15 protein-coding genes are annotated in these 14783 nt (G+C 70.5%); 7 read left to right on the top strand and 8 right to left on the bottom strand.

The annotated features are described in order from the left end of the window. The first annotated feature begins 114 nt into the window (after nucleotides 1–114). Together ACZ7DE_RS16615 and ACZ7DE_RS16610 are read left to right on the top strand one after the other, a co-directional pair. Nucleotides 115–1044: a hypothetical protein gene (locus ACZ7DE_RS16615; protein ID WP_470761715.1), complete on the top strand. Its 930-nt coding sequence runs from the start codon at nucleotides 115–117 to the stop codon at nucleotides 1042–1044. Between the two features lie 68 nt (nucleotides 1045–1112). Beyond that, nucleotides 1113–1916, top strand: a complete 804-nt coding sequence (locus tag ACZ7DE_RS16610; RefSeq protein WP_470761713.1) for a hypothetical protein — start codon at nucleotides 1113–1115, stop codon at nucleotides 1914–1916. 84 nt (nucleotides 1917–2000) lie between these two features. On the opposite strand, the gene ACZ7DE_RS16605 is transcribed toward ACZ7DE_RS16610, so the two are convergent. Together ACZ7DE_RS16605 and ACZ7DE_RS16600 are read right to left on the bottom strand one after the other, a co-directional pair. Then, nucleotides 2001–4367 (bottom strand): HAD-IC family P-type ATPase, encoded by a 2367-nt coding sequence (locus ACZ7DE_RS16605; RefSeq protein ID WP_470761712.1) that lies wholly within the window; start codon nucleotides 4365–4367, stop codon nucleotides 2001–2003. Nucleotides 4368–4519: 152 nt separating this feature from the next. Beyond that, nucleotides 4520–4786, bottom strand: a complete 267-nt coding sequence (locus ACZ7DE_RS16600) for a DUF2530 domain-containing protein (protein WP_470761710.1) — start codon at nucleotides 4784–4786, stop codon at nucleotides 4520–4522. Between the two features lie 117 nt (nucleotides 4787–4903). On the opposite strand from ACZ7DE_RS16600, the gene ACZ7DE_RS16595 reads away from it, so the two are divergent. After that, complete coding sequence (locus tag ACZ7DE_RS16595) at nucleotides 4904–6355, top strand: NCS2 family permease (protein ID WP_470761708.1); 1452 nt, start codon at nucleotides 4904–4906, stop codon at nucleotides 6353–6355. Nucleotides 6356–6511: 156 nt separating this feature from the next. Here ACZ7DE_RS16595 and ACZ7DE_RS16590 read toward each other — a convergent pair whose 3' ends face one another. Beyond that, nucleotides 6512–6694: a ribbon-helix-helix protein, CopG family gene (locus ACZ7DE_RS16590; protein WP_057600791.1), complete on the bottom strand. Its 183-nt coding sequence runs from the start codon at nucleotides 6692–6694 to the stop codon at nucleotides 6512–6514. A gap of 152 nt (nucleotides 6695–6846) precedes the next feature. On the opposite strand from ACZ7DE_RS16590, the gene ACZ7DE_RS16585 reads away from it, so the two are divergent. Together ACZ7DE_RS16585 and ACZ7DE_RS16580 are read left to right on the top strand one after the other, a co-directional pair. Next, nucleotides 6847–7284: a MarR family winged helix-turn-helix transcriptional regulator gene (locus tag ACZ7DE_RS16585; protein WP_328481230.1), complete on the top strand. Its 438-nt coding sequence runs from the start codon at nucleotides 6847–6849 to the stop codon at nucleotides 7282–7284. Nucleotides 7285–7308: 24 nt separating this feature from the next. Continuing rightward, entirely contained in the window at nucleotides 7309–8667 is a 1359-nt protein-coding gene (locus ACZ7DE_RS16580) for an MFS transporter (protein ID WP_470761705.1), read from the top strand. A 159-nt stretch (nucleotides 8668–8826) separates the two neighbouring features. Here the strand turns inward: ACZ7DE_RS16580 and ACZ7DE_RS16575 are convergent, their stop codons facing one another. Next, nucleotides 8827–9345: a GNAT family N-acetyltransferase gene (locus tag ACZ7DE_RS16575; protein ID WP_470761703.1), complete on the bottom strand. Its 519-nt coding sequence runs from the start codon at nucleotides 9343–9345 to the stop codon at nucleotides 8827–8829. A 51-nt stretch (nucleotides 9346–9396) separates the two neighbouring features. On the opposite strand from ACZ7DE_RS16575, the gene thpR reads away from it, so the two are divergent. Beyond that, nucleotides 9397–9969, top strand: a complete 573-nt coding sequence (gene thpR, locus ACZ7DE_RS16570) for an RNA 2',3'-cyclic phosphodiesterase (protein WP_470761701.1) — start codon at nucleotides 9397–9399, stop codon at nucleotides 9967–9969. Between the two features lie 391 nt (nucleotides 9970–10360). Here thpR and ACZ7DE_RS16565 read toward each other — a convergent pair whose 3' ends face one another. The 3 genes from ACZ7DE_RS16565 to ACZ7DE_RS16555 all read right to left on the bottom strand — a co-directional run bounded on the left by ACZ7DE_RS16565 (nucleotide 10361) and on the right by ACZ7DE_RS16555 (nucleotide 12756). Continuing rightward, nucleotides 10361–11353, bottom strand: a complete 993-nt coding sequence (locus tag ACZ7DE_RS16565; protein ID WP_470761699.1) for an aldo/keto reductase — start codon at nucleotides 11351–11353, stop codon at nucleotides 10361–10363. 48 nt (nucleotides 11354–11401) lie between these two features. Next, on the bottom strand, nucleotides 11402–11965 hold the full coding sequence (locus ACZ7DE_RS16560) for a Uma2 family endonuclease (protein WP_470761697.1): 564 nt from the start codon (nucleotides 11963–11965) through the stop codon (nucleotides 11402–11404). Between the two features lie 116 nt (nucleotides 11966–12081). After that, nucleotides 12082–12756, bottom strand: a complete 675-nt coding sequence (locus ACZ7DE_RS16555) for an SGNH/GDSL hydrolase family protein (RefSeq protein ID WP_470761695.1) — start codon at nucleotides 12754–12756, stop codon at nucleotides 12082–12084. Between the two features lie 100 nt (nucleotides 12757–12856). Here ACZ7DE_RS16555 and ACZ7DE_RS16550 point away from each other — a divergent pair, with 100 nt between their 5' ends. Continuing rightward, nucleotides 12857–13903, top strand: coding sequence for a WD40 repeat domain-containing protein (locus tag ACZ7DE_RS16550; protein ID WP_470761693.1), 1047 nt, complete (start codon nucleotides 12857–12859; stop codon nucleotides 13901–13903). A 96-nt stretch (nucleotides 13904–13999) separates the two neighbouring features. Here the strand turns inward: ACZ7DE_RS16550 and ACZ7DE_RS16545 are convergent, their stop codons facing one another. After that, nucleotides 14000–14761 (bottom strand): TetR/AcrR family transcriptional regulator, encoded by a 762-nt coding sequence (locus ACZ7DE_RS16545; RefSeq protein WP_470761691.1) that lies wholly within the window; start codon nucleotides 14759–14761, stop codon nucleotides 14000–14002. Between the last annotated feature and the right edge of the window lie 22 nt (nucleotides 14762–14783).

The following is a 14783-nucleotide window of genomic DNA, read 5'->3' as shown; positions in this document are numbered from 1 at the left end:
CCGCCGGTCATCTGATCAGCTGAGTCAACAGACTCCACGATCACTTGGGCCCCGGGTGTGATGCGAGCCGTGCGAACGGCGACCGGCCGGGCCCCTTCCCGCAGGGGGAACGCAATGCGCATACGCGCCACTGTGGTCGCCGTCACCGGCGCCGTGGCCCTTTCCGCCCTCGCCGTGCCGGCCGCGCAGGCCGCCGACGACGGCTCGGTCAGTCCCTCCGAAGCACGCTCCGCGGTGCAGACCGCCCGTCTGGCCGCCTCCGGCAAGAGCCCCTTCACCGGTACCACCACCGGCACCCCTTACGAGCTGGCCGCCGCTTTCTCCGGCGTCAAGGTCAACAACGGGAAGCCGATCGTCGTCGGTACCACCAACAAGGTCACCGTCCCGGTCACCTTCAACGTCACCCACTCCGCGGACGTCGACGTCACCGCGGAAGACGTCTGGCTGGACGTCACGATCCACCGGGGCGCCATCGACGACCCGGAGGGCAATGTGCTGGTGGGTGACGACTGGCCGTTCTGCACCGACGTCTCGACGACGGTCGCCAGTTGCCGCGGGACCATCGACATCCTGCCGATGGATGAGCTGACCAACGTGGACGCCACCGTCTGGAAGGCGTCCGGGTACGTCATCGACTGGAACGATCAGGACCCGTTCGACGACAACGCCGACCTCAGCAAGGTCGGCTACGTCGAGCAGGACGCCCTGGCGACCACCAGGCTTCAGCGGTTCTCCAAGCTGACGGTCAACGCCTCGCCCGAGCCGGTGAAGAAGGGCAGGACCATCACCGTCACGGGCAAGCTGTCCCGCGCGAACTGGGACACCGGCCTGTACGGCGGTGTCTCCACGCAGCCGGTGAAGCTGCAGTTCCGCAAGAAGGGCAGCAGCACCTACAGCACCGTCAAGACCATCAAGTCCAGCACGACCGGCGGGCTTTCGACCACGGTCAAGGCGTCGGTCGACGGTTACTACCGCTTCTCCTTCGCGGGCAACACGACGACCCCGGCGGTCAACGCCGCCGGTGACTTCGTCGACGTGAAGTGAACACCTCTGTCACCTCTGACACCTCTGTCATCTCTGTGATTCGCACTTCTCTCCAACCGAGGAACATCATGCGCGTACGCGCTCTCGTCGTCGCCGCCACCGGCGCCGTCGCCATCTCCGCCCTCGCCGTCCCGGCCGCGCAGGCGGCTCCGGCGGGTCCCGCCGTCACCTTCTCCAACGTGAAGATCAACGGCGGCAAGAACGTCGTCGTCGGCCCGACCACGAAGGTCACGGTCCCGGCGAGCTACACCATCACCAAGCCCGCCGGCCTGGACGCGAACTCCTTCGTCACCTTCCCCGTCCTCTACCGGGGCACGACCCTGTCCGCCTCCACCCCCGACAAGGACGTCTGGGGCGGCGACGAGCCCGGCACCTGCACGGCGTCCTCCTCGACGGTCCTGAAGTGCACGGCCAAGATCCAGTTCCGTCCGTCGGGGAACACCGACTACGGCGACCTGACCAACGCCCTGGCGGGCGCGTGGAAGATCGGCGCCGCCGCGGTCAACGACAGCGGCCTCACCACGGGGAGCAACCTCGGCAGCATCAAGCTGCTGCGCCAGGCCACGCTCACCACCGACGCCACCCCCGAGCCGGTGAAGAAGGGCAAGACCATCACCGTCACGGGCAAGCTGGCCCGCGCGAACTGGGACACCAACAAGAACGCCGGTTACGCGGCCCAGTCGGTGAAGCTGCAGTTCCGCAAGAAGGGCAGCAGCGCCTACACCACCGTCAAGACCGTCAAGACGAGCTCCACCGGGACCCTGAAGACCACGGTCACGGCGTCCGTGGACGGCTACTACCGCTTCGTGTTCGCGGGCACCTCCACCACCTCGGCGGTCAACGCCGCCGGTGACTTCGTCGACGTGAAGTGACACCAGGCTGGTGAGAGCGGCCGGTTCCGGGCTTCCGGGCCGGCCGCTCCTGCTTTTCCCGGGACCGCCCGCCTCGAGCGGCGCTCAGTCGGAAGAGCGGCGGTCGACCCACTTCCAGGAGAACTCCAGGGCGACCGCCGCCACCGCCGCCACACCCACCGCGATCCACGGCATCGTCATCCCGACCAGCTTCAGCGCGAAGAAGTGCTGCAGCCACGGGACCACCAGCACGACCAGGAACGCCGCGCCCATCGAGGCCACCAGCAGCACCCGCCACCAGGTGTAGGGCCGGGCGATGATCGCCAGTACCCACATCGAGATCAGGAAGAGTGTGAGCGTGGCCGCGCTGGTCTCGGCCTCCAACGAGCCCGCGCCCGTGTAGTGGTGACGGGCCACCAGGTACGTCACGAAGGTCGCGGCCCCCGCGATCACCCCGCCCGGGACCGAGTACCGCATCACCCGTCGCACGAAGTGCGGCCGGGCCCGCTCCGTGTTGGGGGCGAGGGCCAGGAAGAAGGCCGGCGCGCCGATCGTGAGGGTGGACAGCAGCGTCAGGTGCCTCGGCAGGAACGGGTACTCCACTTGCCAGCAGACCACCAGCAGGGCCAGCAGCACCGAGTAGACCGTCTTCACCAGGAAGAGCGTCGCCACCCGGGTGATGTTGCCGATGACCCGCCGGCCCTCGGCCACCACCGACGGCAGCGTCGCGAAGCTGTTGTTCAGCAGCACGATCTGCGCGACCGCCCGGGTTGCCTCGGAGCCCGACCCCATCGCGACGCCGATGTCGGCGTCCTTCAGCGCGAGGACGTCGTTGACCCCGTCCCCGGTCATCGCGACCGTGTGGCCGCGGGACTGCAGCGCCCCCACCATGTCCCGCTTCTGCTGCGGGCTGACCCGGCCGAACACCGTGCCCTCGTCCAGGGCCCGCCCCATGCCGTCCTGGTCCGGCGGCAGCCGGCGGGCGTCCACCGCCGCGCCGTCGAGTCCGAGCTTCGCGGCCACCGCGCCCACCGACACCGCGTTGTCGCCGGAGACGACCTTGGCGTGGACGCTCTGCTCGGCGAAGTAGCGCAGGGTGTCGGCCGCGTCGGGCCGCAGCCGCTGCTCGAGCACGACGAGGGCGGCGGGCCGGGCCCCGCGCGCGAGCTCGGGATCGTCCAGGTCGCGGGCGGCGCGGGCCAGCAGCAGCACGCGCAGGCCCTGCTCGTTGAGCCTTTCGGTCTCGGCGAGGGCGGGATCGCCGTCGGCCAGCAGCACGTCCGGCGCGCCCAGCAGCCAGGTGCTGTTCTCCCCGTCGCCCTCGTTGAAGCTGGCGCCGCTGTACTTGCGGGCGGAGGAGAACGGCAGGGACTCGGTGCAGCGCCAGCCCTCGGCCTCCGGGTAGGCGTCGATGATCGCCTGGAGGGAGGCGTTGGGCCTCGGGTCGGACTCCCCGAGGGCGCCCAGCACCCGCCGTACGTACCGCTCGTCGCCGTCGTCGAGGGTGCGCAGCCCGGTGACGTCCATGCCGCCCTCGGTGAGGGTGCCCGTCTTGTCCAGGCAGACGGTGTCGACGCGGGCGAGACCCTCGATGGCGGGGAGTTCCTGCACCAGGCACTGTTTGCGGCCGAGCCGGATGACGCCGATCGCGAAGGCGACGGAGGTGAGCAGGACGAGGCCCTCCGGGACCATCGGGACGATGCCTCCGATGGTGCGGGCGACGGAGTCCCCGAGGTCGTTGTCCTTGACGAACAGCTGCGTGACGACCAGACCGATCGCCGCCGGGATCATCATCCACGTGACGTACTTGAGGATCGTGGAGATGCCGGAGCGCAGCTCGGAGTGGACGAGCGTGAAGCGGGACGCCTCCTCGGCGAGCTGGGCCGCGTAGGCCTCGCGGCCGACCTTCGTCGCCTGGAAGGCGCCGCCGCCGGCCACCACGAAGCTTCCCGACATGACCTGGTCGCCCGGCCGCTTCACGACGGGGTCCGCCTCGCCGGTGAGCAGGGACTCGTCGATCTCCAGCCCATCGGCCTCGACGCACACCCCGTCCACGGCGATCTTGTCGCCGGGCCCGATCTCGATGAGGTCGTCCAGGACGAGTTCGGAGGTGGAGACCTCGGTCGTCGTCCCGTCGCGGCGCACGGTGGGGCGGGCCTCGCCGACGACGGCGAGGGAGTCGAGGGTCTGCTTCGCCCGCCACTCCTGGACGATGCCGATGCCGGTGTTGGCGAGGATCACGAAGCCGAAGAGGCCGTCCTGGATGGGCGCGACGACGAGCATGACCAGCCACAGGACGCCGATGATCGCGTTGAAGCGGGTGAAGACGTTCGCCCGGACGATCTCGCCGACGGAACGGCTGCTGCGGACGGGGACGTCGTTGACCTGACCGCGCGCCACGCGGTCCGCGACCTCGGCGGCGCTGAGGCCGGTCGCCGTCGGCGCGAGGGCGGGAGCGTCGGTACGGGCCATGGAATCGACGGTACGTGCGGTTTTGGGGGTTCACCCCCCGAAGGCGCCGAAGATCCGACCTCGGGAGGAGGGGGATGGTCCGGCGGGCGTACGCCCGAGCGGCCCGAGTCGTAGCCCGCACGGCCCGGTCGTACGCCCGAGCGGCTGCGGGGCTACTCGGCGGCGGCCTGCCTGAGTGCGGCGTCCCGCTTGAGCGCGGCGTCCCGCTTGCGGACGTACCAGATGCCGATCAGTCCGAGTCCGGCGCCCGCGAGGCAGGTCCACAGCCACCACAGACGGTCGTGGTCGTCGAACCAGCCGTAGAAGGGGAGCTGGACGAGGAAGAGGACGAACCAGAGGATCGTGCCGCCGGTGATGGTGGCGACGACGGGGCCCTCCAGGGGCTCCGGCGCCTCGTGCTGGGGTGTCCACTTCGCCATGGGGACAGCTTACGAGGTGGTCACGTCTACGCGCGGAGATGGCCGATCCGAACGTTATATGTTCATACTGAAACGGTTTGTTGTTGACCACTTCTCTTCGTAGGAACCGCCAAACACATGCCCACCTCGGCCCCCGCCAAGACCCCCGCCCCTGATCAGCCGGGAGCCAGGTCCGCCCACGGCACCCTCGACCGCTACTTCAGGATTTCCGAACGGGGCAGCAGCCTGCCCCGGGAGATCCGCGGCGGCTTCGCCACGTTCTTCGCGATGGCGTACATCATCGTGCTGAACCCGATCATCCTCGGCAGCGCGAAGGACATGTACGGACACCAGCTGGACAACGGCCAGCTGGTCACCGCCACCTGTGTGACCGCGGCCTTCACCACGCTCCTCATGGGCGTGATCGGCAATGTGCCCATCGCGCTGGCGGCCGGCCTGGGCGTGAACTCCGTGGTCGCGCTCCAGCTCGCGCCCCGGATGTCCTGGCCGGACGCCATGGGCATGGTGGTGCTCGCGGGCCTCGTGGTCATGCTGCTGGTCGCCACCGGTCTGCGCGAGCGCGTGATGAACGCGGTCCCCTTCGGCCTGCGCAAGGCGATCAGCATCGGCATCGGCCTGTTCATCATGCTGATCGGACTCGTCGACTCCGGGTTCGTCAGCCGCATCCCGGACGCCGCCCACACCACCGTCCCGCTCCAGCTCGGCGCCGACGGTCACCTCACCGGATGGCCGGTCCTCGTCTTCATCCTGGGGGCGCTGCTGACGCTGGCCCTGATCACCCGCAAGGTGCCCGGCGCGATCCTGATCTCGATCGTCGCCATGACCGCCCTGTCGCTGATCATCAACGCGGTCGCCACGGTCCCCTCCTGGGGCCTGACCACCCCCGAGTGGCCCGGCAACCCCGTCGCCACCCCCGACTTCGGGCTCATCGGCGAGGTCAGCCTGTTCGGCGGCTTCGGCAAGGTCGGCGTGCTGACCGGCGTCCTCTTCGTCTTCACGGTCCTGCTGTCGTGCTTCTTCGACGCGATGGGCACGATCATGGGCGTCAGCGACGAGGCCAAGCTGACCAACGCCCAGGGCGAGATGCCCGGCATCAACAAGGTCCTCTTCGTCGACGGCCTCGCGGTCGCCGCCGGCGGCGCCAGCTCCTCCTCCGCCACCACCGCGTTCGTGGAGTCCACGGCCGGCGTCGGCGAGGGCGCCCGCACCGGCTTCGCGAACCTCGTCACCGGCGGACTGTTCACCGTCGCGCTGTTCCTCACGCCGGTCGCCACGATGGTGCCGTCCCAGGCCGCCACGCCGGCGCTGCTCGCGGTGGGCTTCCTCATCCTGGCCGGCTCGGTCAAGGAGATCGACTGGGCCGACCACACCATCGCCATCCCGGCCTTCATCACCATGGTGATGATGCCGTTCACCTACTCGATCACCAACGGCATCGGCATGGGCTTCATCACGTTCGTCCTGCTGCGCCTGGCGGCCGGTCGCGGCCGGGACGTCCCGACGCCGATGTACGTGGTGGCCGCGGTGTTCGCGTTCTACTACCTGATGCCCGCCCTCGGCCTCACCTGAGCCTGAGACTGGGCCTCAGCCGGTGTCTGGGCCTCAGCCTGGGCCCGGCCCCGGCCTTGGGCCTGAGCCCGCGAGCCGCGGGAGCGCCGACCGGGCTCGGGTCGTCCGGGCTCGGGTCGTCCGGGCTCAGGCCGACCGGGCTCGGGCCGACCGGGCTCACGTGAGCCCGTAGAACTTCTCCGTCTCCTCGACGGCGGTCTGGAACCGCTCGTCGAAGTCATCCCGGATGAGCGTCTGGACGACATAGTCCTGGACGCTCATTCCCCTTTTCGCGGCATGCTGCCGGAGCCGTTCGAGCAGCTCCCCGTCTATCCGCAGGCTGAGCACACTGGTCCCCATGGGACGAGGGTCGCGGGCGCGTACCGCAGTCCGGTCACTTTCCGCTGCCGACTCACCCGTTCGAGTGATGGCCGGGTTTCCGTGGCTCGGGTCACGGGAATCCCGGCGTGCCCCCGGCTTGTTTAGCCAGAGTAATGAGTTATCCTAAAGAGATGCCTGACCTCACCCATGGCGACGACGCTGCCGCCGTGAACTCCCTTCGCTCCGCCGTGATGCGACTGTCCCGCCGGCTCAAGCACCAGCGGGTCGACGAGTCGCTGAGCCCCACCGAGATGTCGGTGCTCGGCACCCTCTCCCTCTGCGGCAGCGCCACACCCGGCGAACTCGCCCGCAAGGAGCATGTGCAGCCGCCCTCGATGACCCGCATCGTGGCGCTGCTGGAGGCCAAGGGCCTGGTCCGGCTGGAGCCGCACCCCGAGGACCGGCGCCAGAAGGTCGTCACCAAGACCGAGCAGGCCGAGGCCATGCTCGAGGAGAGCCGGGCCAAGCGCAACGCCTTCCTGGCGACCCTGGTGGACGGCCTCGACGAGGACGAGTGGGCGAAGCTGCGCGCCGCCGCCCCCGTGCTGGAGAAACTCGCACACCTGTAAGCAGTTCCGAGGAGGCGAACCTTGTTGAGTACGGGACCCGGAGCAGACTCCGCACCCGCACCGGCCACCCACGACATCCCGCCCGCTCCCGCATCCGCCCGCAGGTCCTCGATGTTCAGCTCCCTGCGGGTCAGGAACTACCGCCTGTTCTTCGTCGGCCAGGTCGTCTCGAACGTCGGCACCTGGATGCAGCGCATCGCCCAGGACTGGCTGGTCCTCAGCCTCACCGGCTCCGCGACCGCCGTCGGCGTCACGACGGCCCTGCAGTTCCTGCCCATGCTGCTCTTCGGCCTCTACGGCGGAGTCCTCGTCGACCGCCTGCCCAAGCGGGGGGCGTTGCTGTTCACCCAGACCGCGATGGCCCTCACCGGCATCGCGCTGGCCGCCCTCACCCTGACCGGCCATGTCGAGGTCTGGCACGTGTACGTGGCCGCCTTCGCCGTCGGCCTCGCGACCGTCGTCGACAACCCGGCCCGCCAGTCGTTCGTCTCCGAGATGGTGGGCCCGGACCAGCTCCAGAACGCGGTCAGCCTGAACTCCGCGAACTTCCAGTCCGCACGTCTCGTCGGCCCAGCCGTCGCCGGTCTGATGATCACCGGCGTGGGCACCGGCTGGGCGTTCCTCGCCAACGGGCTGTCCTTCATCGCGCCCATCGCCGGCCTGCTGCTGATGCGGGCGCGTGAACTGCACGTCGTCGAGCGCGCGCCGCGCGGCAAGGGCCAGCTGCGGGAGGGGCTGCGGTATGTCGCCGACCGCCCGGACCTGATCTGGACGATCACCCTGGTCGGGTTCGTCGGCACCTTCGGCTTCAACTTCCCCGTCTACCTCTCCGCCTTCGCCGACGACGTCTTCCACGCGGGCGCCGGCTCCTACAGCCTGTTCAACACCCTGATGGCGGTCGGCTCCCTGGTCGGCGCGCTCCTCGCCGCCCGCCGGGGCACCGCGAGGCTGCGGGTGATGATCGCGGCGGCACTCGCCTTCGGCGCGATGGAGATCGTCGCGGCGGGTGCGCCCTCCCTGTGGCTCTTCGCGCTGCTCATGGCCCCGATCGGCATGTTCGGCATGACGATCAACGTCACCGCGAACACCAGCATCCAGATGGGCACCGACCCCGCCATGCGCGGCCGGGTCATGGCCCTCTACATGATGGTCTTCCTGGGCGGCTCGCCGGTCGGCGCGCCGATCGCCGGCTGGATCACGGACGCGTACGGCGTCCGGGCCGGCCTCGCGGTGGGCGGCGTGATCTCGGCGGCCGCGGCCGTCACCGTCGGCCTGGTCCTGGCCCGCGTCGGCGGCCTGCGGCTCGCGGTCCACTGGAACGGCGGCCACCCGAGCGTGCGGTTCGTGCCGCGCAAGAGCCGAGAACTCACGGCAGCGGCGTAAGCGCGCCGGCGCTGTCCGCGCGCCGCGCCGTCCGCGGCCCCGCGGCGAGCAGGGTCCCGCCGTCCGCGCCCCGCGCCGACCGGGGTCCCGCCGTCCGGACGTGCGGTCGGCTCGGGGCGGCGGGTGCTGTGCCCGGCTCCGGCAGGTGCCTACACCCGCCTACACCCGCCGGGCCAGGACCTGGCCCGGCCAGCCGGTGCCCGTGGTGTACGGGTGCGTCGCGGTGAAGCCGTTGGCCTCGTAGTAGGCGACGAGCTTGCGGTCGTCGCCGGCGTAACAGTCGACTCGGAGCAGGGAGACGCCCGCCTGCCGGGTCGTCTCGGCCGCGTGCGCCAGCAGCGCGCTGCCGATGCCGTGGCCCTTGAAGCGGCGGTCGGACGCGAGCCAGTGGATGAACCGCTCGGGCTCGCCGGGCGGCGGAAGGTGGGCGAGGTAGGCGCCGGGCGCGTCGGTGAGGGTGAGGGTGGCGGCCGGCACGCCGTCGGCCTCGGCGACGAACACATCGCCCTCGCCCACGTAACGGGCGACCGACTCCACCGTCCTCGTGTGCCCGGACAGGGGCTGCGTGCCCCACTGCCCGGTGCGCCCCTGCGCGACCAGCCACGCGACGCTGCTGTCGAGCATGCCGAGTATCACGGGGACGTCGTCGGGCCCGCCTGCTCTGATCGTGATCCGCATGACGTCCATCATGGCGGGCGTCCGGCCGCGCCGACGGGGAAAATCGGGGCCATGAGACTCTTCGCCGCCGTGCTGCCCCCGGATGACACCGCCGACGAACTCGCCGCCGTGGTGGCCGGGTTGCGTGGGCTGCCGGGTGCGGACGGGCTGCGCTGGACGGAGCGCGCCGGCTGGCACTTCACCCTCGCCTTCTACGGAGAGGTCGACGACGACCTCGTACCGGAGCTGTCGGCGCGGCTGAAGCGGGTCGCACACCGCAGCGCGCCCTTCGCGCTGGCGGTGCGCGGCGGGGGCCGGTTCGGGCAGGGACGGGCGCTGTGGGCCGGGGCGGCCGAGGACGTGCCGGCGCTGCGGCTGCTGGCCGACCGGGCGGAGGCCGCGGGGCGCAAGGCGGGCCTCGACATGGGGGAGCACCGCCGCTACCAGGCCCACCTGACGCTGGCCCGCAGCCGGGACGCGGCGGACGTACGGCAGTACGTCGAGGCGCTGGACGCCTTCGAGGGCCGGGCCTGGACCGTGGAGGAGCTGGTGCTGGTGCGGAGCAGCCTGCCGAGGTCCGGGGTGCCGGGCGAACAGCCGCGTTACGAGCCGGTCGGGCGCTGGGCGCTCGGCGGGGCCGGTTAGTCTCGATGCGTGGACCCGAAGACCCGAAACCTGATCATGGCCGGTGCCCTCGTGCTGATGTTCGTGGTGGTGGCGGTGGCAGCGGCACTCGGCAAGTAACCGACCCCGACCGCCACCCCACCCCCTCGACCCCGGTCGCCACCGCCCCGCGTCGCGTCCGTCGACACCGGTGGCCACCGCCTCCCGGCGACCCCGTCGGCCCGGGTCGCCACCGCATCCCGACGACCCCGACGACCCCGACGACCCCGTCGGCTCGACGACCCCGTCGGCCCGGCGACTCCGGTCGCCACCGGGCCTGCGAGCCGCCGAGCCCTGTGAAACCCTCGGCCTGCTGAGCCGCCTGGGTCCAGCGAACCGCCCGGTCTGCCGCGTTCCTCCGACCTGCGGCTTGTTACCAGGCGAAGGCCTCCGGTGACGGGCCCGGGCCCGGGAAGATCGTCTCCAGGCCCTCCAGCAGTTCCTCCGACAGTTCCAGTTCGACGGCCCGCAGCGCCGAGTCGAGTTGCTCGGCGGTGCGCGGTCCGACGATCGGGCCCGTCACGCCGGGACGGGTGAGCAGCCAGGCCAGCGCGGCCTCGCCGGGCTCGATCCCGTGCTTGTCGAGGAGGTCCTCGTAGGCCTGGACCTGCGCGCGGGCGGAAGGGGTGGCGAGGGTGTCGGCGGCCCGGCCGGAGGCGCGGCGTCCGCCCTCGACCTCCTTCCTGATGACCCCGCCCAGCAGCCCGCCGTGCAGCGGCGACCACGGGATGACCCCGAGGCCGTACTCCTGCGCGGCCGGCAGGACCTCCATCTCGGCGCGCCGCTCGGCCAGGTTGTACAGGCACTGCTCGCTGACGAGCCCGATCGTGCCCCCGCGGCGGGCGGCGATCTCGTTGGCCTGGGCGATCTTGTACCCGGGGAAGTTGGACGACCCCGCGTAGAGGATCTTGCCCTGCTGCACCAGCACGTCGATGGCCTGCCAGATCTCCTCAAAGGGAGTGCTGCGGTCGACGTGGTGGAACTGGTAGAGGTCGATGTGGTCGGTCCGCAGCCGCTTGAGGCTGGCGTCGACGGCCCGCCGGATGTTCAGCGCGGAGAGCTTGTCGTGGTTGGGCCAGGCCTCGCCGTCGGCGGCCATGTTGGCGTACACCTTGGTGGCGAGGACCACCTTGTCGCGGCGCTCGCCCCCCTTGGCGAACCAGTTGCCGATGATCTCCTCGGTGCGGCCCTTGTTCTCGCCCCAGCCGTACACGTTTGCGGTGTCGAAGAAATTGATGCCCGCGCCGAGCGCCGCGTCCATGATCGTGTGGGAGTCGGCCTCGTCGGTCTGCGGGCCGAAGTTCATGGTGCCGAGGACGAGTCGGCTGACCTTGAGTCCGGTACGTCCGAGCTGCGTGTACTTCATGGAACTCAAGCCAACGACTTGGAGTGCGCTCGACGCAAGGGGATCCGGTCAGTCGCGGGGGAACTCGTCGGTCTTGAGGGTGAGGCCGACCACCGTCCCGGTGAGGTCGACGTCGTCGCCGTACTCGCCGTTCTTGGGCTGCGTGTAGACGTGACAACGGCGCTGGTAGGGATCGGCGATCAGGTAGACGGGAACCTCGGCGGTCGCGTAGGCCTCCATCTTGGGGCCGTAGTCGTTGGCGGCGGTTCCCTTGGAGATCACCTCGGCCACGAACTCGACGTCCTCGTGGCTCCAGCGGCCGTCCTCCGACTTGACGGCCCCGTCCGTCATCACCGTCACATCGGTCGCGAACCCGTTCAGATGCCCCGGGTAGTCGATGCGCACGTCGGACTTCACGCGCTTGCGGGGGTACTTGGTCCGCAGCTGCTCGTAGATGTCCGCGATGATCTCCCAGTGGGTGTCCCGCTGTGGCGACATGAAGACGGTCCCCTCGACGATCTCGACCCTGTATCCCTCGGGGACGGGCATCGTCTCGAGCCGCTCGAACATCTCGTCGAGCGTGATCGTGTTGTCGCTCTCGGCCATCGCGATCCTGTCTTCAAGGACGGTCATCGTGGCGCTCCTGCCCGGCCGCACTCGCTCGAGTGCCGCCGCGCAGTACAACGATACGTACGGCGAGCGGGTCACGGGATGGCGCGCATATGCCAGCAACAAGCGGGGGCGGGCGTTCAGCCCGCGTACTCCCCGCCCAGCTCCCACCCCTGGTGCATCGCCTCCGCGAAGGCCTCCGCCAGGCGGTGCTCGCCGTTCGCGTTCGGGTGGGTGCCGTCGTAGGTGTCGGTGTCGATGTCCCAGGCCGGGGGGATCGAGGCCAGGAGGATGGGGGAGTTCTGTTCGTCCAGGTCGGCTGCCGTCTTCGCCAGGAGTTCGTTGAAGAGGGCGACCTGGGCGGCGAACGGCTCGTCGTTCGCCGCCCGGACGTTGGGGATGACCGGGAGCCACACCATGGCGATCCGGGGGTTCGCCGCGCGGGCCTCGGCGACGAAGGCGCGCGCGTTCGCCGCCGTCTGCTCGGCGTTCGTGTAGAAGCCCAGGTCGATCAGGCCCAGGGAGACCAGCAGGACGTCCGCCCGCGACGTCCGCACCGCCTCCCTGATCAGCGGGGCCATCTGCTGCCAGCCCTCGCCCCATCCCGCCAGGTGGCCGCGGGGGAAGTCGGGGTCGGCGTAGGCGTACGACGTGGGGGCCTGGGCCGTCTTGTCGTAGAGCGTCTCGCGGGGGCCGACCAGTGTGAACGGGCCGCCGTACGTAGCGCACAGGTGGCGCCACATGCGGTGACGCCAGGTGTGTTCGCCCGTGCTGCCGATCGTCATCGAGTCGCCTACGGGCATCAACCTGAGCATCCGCTCATGATGATGGATCAGTAGAGGATCATCGCCGCCGGGGCCGTGTGAGACCGGCCACGAACGGTGAACCACCGGGCGGGATGGCAGTCTTGTGGGCATGCGCCGACCTTTCGCCGTCCGAGCCGGAGCCCTCCTGGCCAGAGCCCTGCCGATCAGAGCTCTCCTGACCGGAGTCCTCCTCTCGGGAGTCTTCACCGTGCTCGCAGGGCCTGCCGCGTCCACCGCGTCGGCGGCCGACGGCGACAAGGGGTTCGCCATCGAGGACCCGCGCATCACAGAGTCCAGCGGTCTCGCCGCCTCGCGCCTGCACCCCGGCGTCTACTGGACCCACAACGACAGCGACGACGGCCCCTACCTCTACGCCGTCGACAGCGCGACCGGGAAGACGGTCGCCCGGGTCACCCTCACCGGCATCGGGACTCCACGTGACGTCGAGGCGATCTCCATCGGCCCGGGCAACGAGATCTGGGTCGGCGACATCGGCGACAACCTCGGCGGCACCTGGCAGTACGTGTGGATCTACCGGCTGGCCGAGCCGAAGAAGCTCGTCGACCAGACCGTGAAGGCCACGCAGTACGTCGTGAAGTACTCCGACGGCCCCCGCGACGCCGAGTCGCTCCTCGTGCACCCCAGGACCGGGCGCGTCTACATCATCGACAAGAAGGAGGACGGCGGGCACCTGTACGAGGGGCCGGCGAAACTCTCCGCCTCCGGGGCGAACGTCTTCAAGCCGGTCGCCGCCGTCGACCTGTGGGCCACCGACGCCGCGTTCTCCCCGGACGGCGCCCGGCTCGCCGTCCGCGGCTACTTCGGCGGCATCGACTACGCCTGGAACGGCGGGAAGATCGAGCGCAAGGGACGGCTCGACGTGCCCCTGCAACGCCAGGGGGAGTCCGTCAGCTACTCCGCCGACGGCGCCAAGCTCATGTACGGGACCGAGGGCTCCGGGAGCACCGTGGTGGCCGAGGACGCGCCCGAGGGCGCCTCGTCCGGCTCCAAGTCCTCGTCCGGGGGCGGAGGTTCCAGCGCCTCGGGCGACGAGGGCGGATCCTCGGCGACCGACGGCGTCAAGGTCGGCGCGCTCGCCGTCGCCGCGGTCTGCGCCGCCTTCTTCGGCCTCCGCCGCCTCCTGCGCCGGAACTGATCCGCGCCGGACACGGCCGAGCCGCGCCGGGACACGGTCGGAGCCGCCTCGCCGGGAGCCGGTTCGGGCAGGGAGGCCGGTTGCGCCCCCTGCGCCTCACTCCTGTCCGGCGCGCCGCACGACCAGGACCTCCAGGCCGTCCAGAATCCGTTGCAGACCGAACTCGAAGTGGTCGAAGACGGGGCTCCAGGTGTCCTCGGCGAGGGAGCCGAGGACGGGGTAGCGGCCGGTGGCCATGATCTTCTCCAGGAACGGTGCCTGCGCCGAGTAGAAGTCGGCGGTCGTCATGCCCGAGGTCCGCTCGGCTGCCTCCTGGTAGACCTGCGTGCGCGCGGCCCCGACGACGTACGCGTCGACCATGATGATCGCCGAGATGAGCTCGGGGTCGGTCAGCCCCATCGGCCGGACGCGGGTGAGCACCTTCTCCATGCCGTCCAGCGCGCTCGGGCCGAGCAGCGGGCGGGTCTGGTTGACCTCCAGCAGCCAGGGATGGCGGCGGTACAGGGCGAGCGTGGCGCGGGCCATGGCCTCCAGGGCGGAGCGCCAGCCGCCGTCGCCGAGGTCGGCCGGGTTCTCGGAGGGGCGCTGGACGCGGTCCAGCATCAGGTCGAGCAACTCGGCCTTGCCGGGGACGTAGCGGTAGAGGGACATCGCGCCCGTGCCGAGCTCCGTGGCGATCCGGCGCATCGAGACGCCGGCGAGTCCGTCCCGGTCCGCGATCTCGATGGCCCGCTGCGCGATCAGGTCCGGCGTCAGGCCCGGTTTGGGGCCGCGGCTCGGCCGCTTGCCGGTGTCCCACAGCAGCTCGAGGGTGCGGTTGATGTCGCCGCTGCCACTGGTGTCCGCACTGCTCGTCATGGGTGCAGCTTAGTTCGGCGGC

It is taken from the genome of Streptomyces sp. NPDC037083, from assembly GCF_055606485.1.
Note: the sequence above shows the minus strand (reverse complement) of the source record. Positions and strands in the feature narration are given on the sequence as shown.

Excerpts from the sequence above, each read along its gene's own strand:
- ACZ7DE_RS16550 (WP_470761693.1), top strand. The coding sequence starts at position 12,857 with ATGCGCCGACCTTTCGCCGTCCGAGCCGGAGCCCTCCTGGCCAGAGCC.
- thpR (WP_470761701.1), top strand. The coding sequence starts at position 9,397 with ATGAGACTCTTCGCCGCCGTGCTGCCCCCGGATGACACCGCCGACGAA.
- ACZ7DE_RS16605 (WP_470761712.1), bottom strand. The coding sequence starts at position 4,367 with ATGGCCCGTACCGACGCTCCCGCCCTCGCGCCGACGGCGACCGGCCTC.
- ACZ7DE_RS16545 (WP_470761691.1), bottom strand. The coding sequence starts at position 14,761 with ATGACGAGCAGTGCGGACACCAGTGGCAGCGGCGACATCAACCGCACC.
- ACZ7DE_RS16595 (WP_470761708.1), top strand. The coding sequence starts at position 4,904 with ATGCCCACCTCGGCCCCCGCCAAGACCCCCGCCCCTGATCAGCCGGGA.
- ACZ7DE_RS16600 (WP_470761710.1), bottom strand. The coding sequence starts at position 4,786 with ATGGCGAAGTGGACACCCCAGCACGAGGCGCCGGAGCCCCTGGAGGGC.
- ACZ7DE_RS16555 (WP_470761695.1), bottom strand. The coding sequence starts at position 12,756 with ATGCTCAGGTTGATGCCCGTAGGCGACTCGATGACGATCGGCAGCACG.
- ACZ7DE_RS16610 (WP_470761713.1), top strand. The coding sequence starts at position 1,113 with ATGCGCGTACGCGCTCTCGTCGTCGCCGCCACCGGCGCCGTCGCCATC.
- ACZ7DE_RS16585 (WP_328481230.1), top strand. The coding sequence starts at position 6,847 with ATGCCTGACCTCACCCATGGCGACGACGCTGCCGCCGTGAACTCCCTT.
- ACZ7DE_RS16565 (WP_470761699.1), bottom strand. The coding sequence starts at position 11,353 with ATGAAGTACACGCAGCTCGGACGTACCGGACTCAAGGTCAGCCGACTC.
- ACZ7DE_RS16560 (WP_470761697.1), bottom strand. The coding sequence starts at position 11,965 with ATGACCGTCCTTGAAGACAGGATCGCGATGGCCGAGAGCGACAACACG.
- ACZ7DE_RS16590 (WP_057600791.1), bottom strand. The coding sequence starts at position 6,694 with ATGGGGACCAGTGTGCTCAGCCTGCGGATAGACGGGGAGCTGCTCGAA.
- ACZ7DE_RS16615 (WP_470761715.1), top strand. The coding sequence starts at position 115 with ATGCGCATACGCGCCACTGTGGTCGCCGTCACCGGCGCCGTGGCCCTT.
- ACZ7DE_RS16575 (WP_470761703.1), bottom strand. The coding sequence starts at position 9,345 with ATGCGGATCACGATCAGAGCAGGCGGGCCCGACGACGTCCCCGTGATA.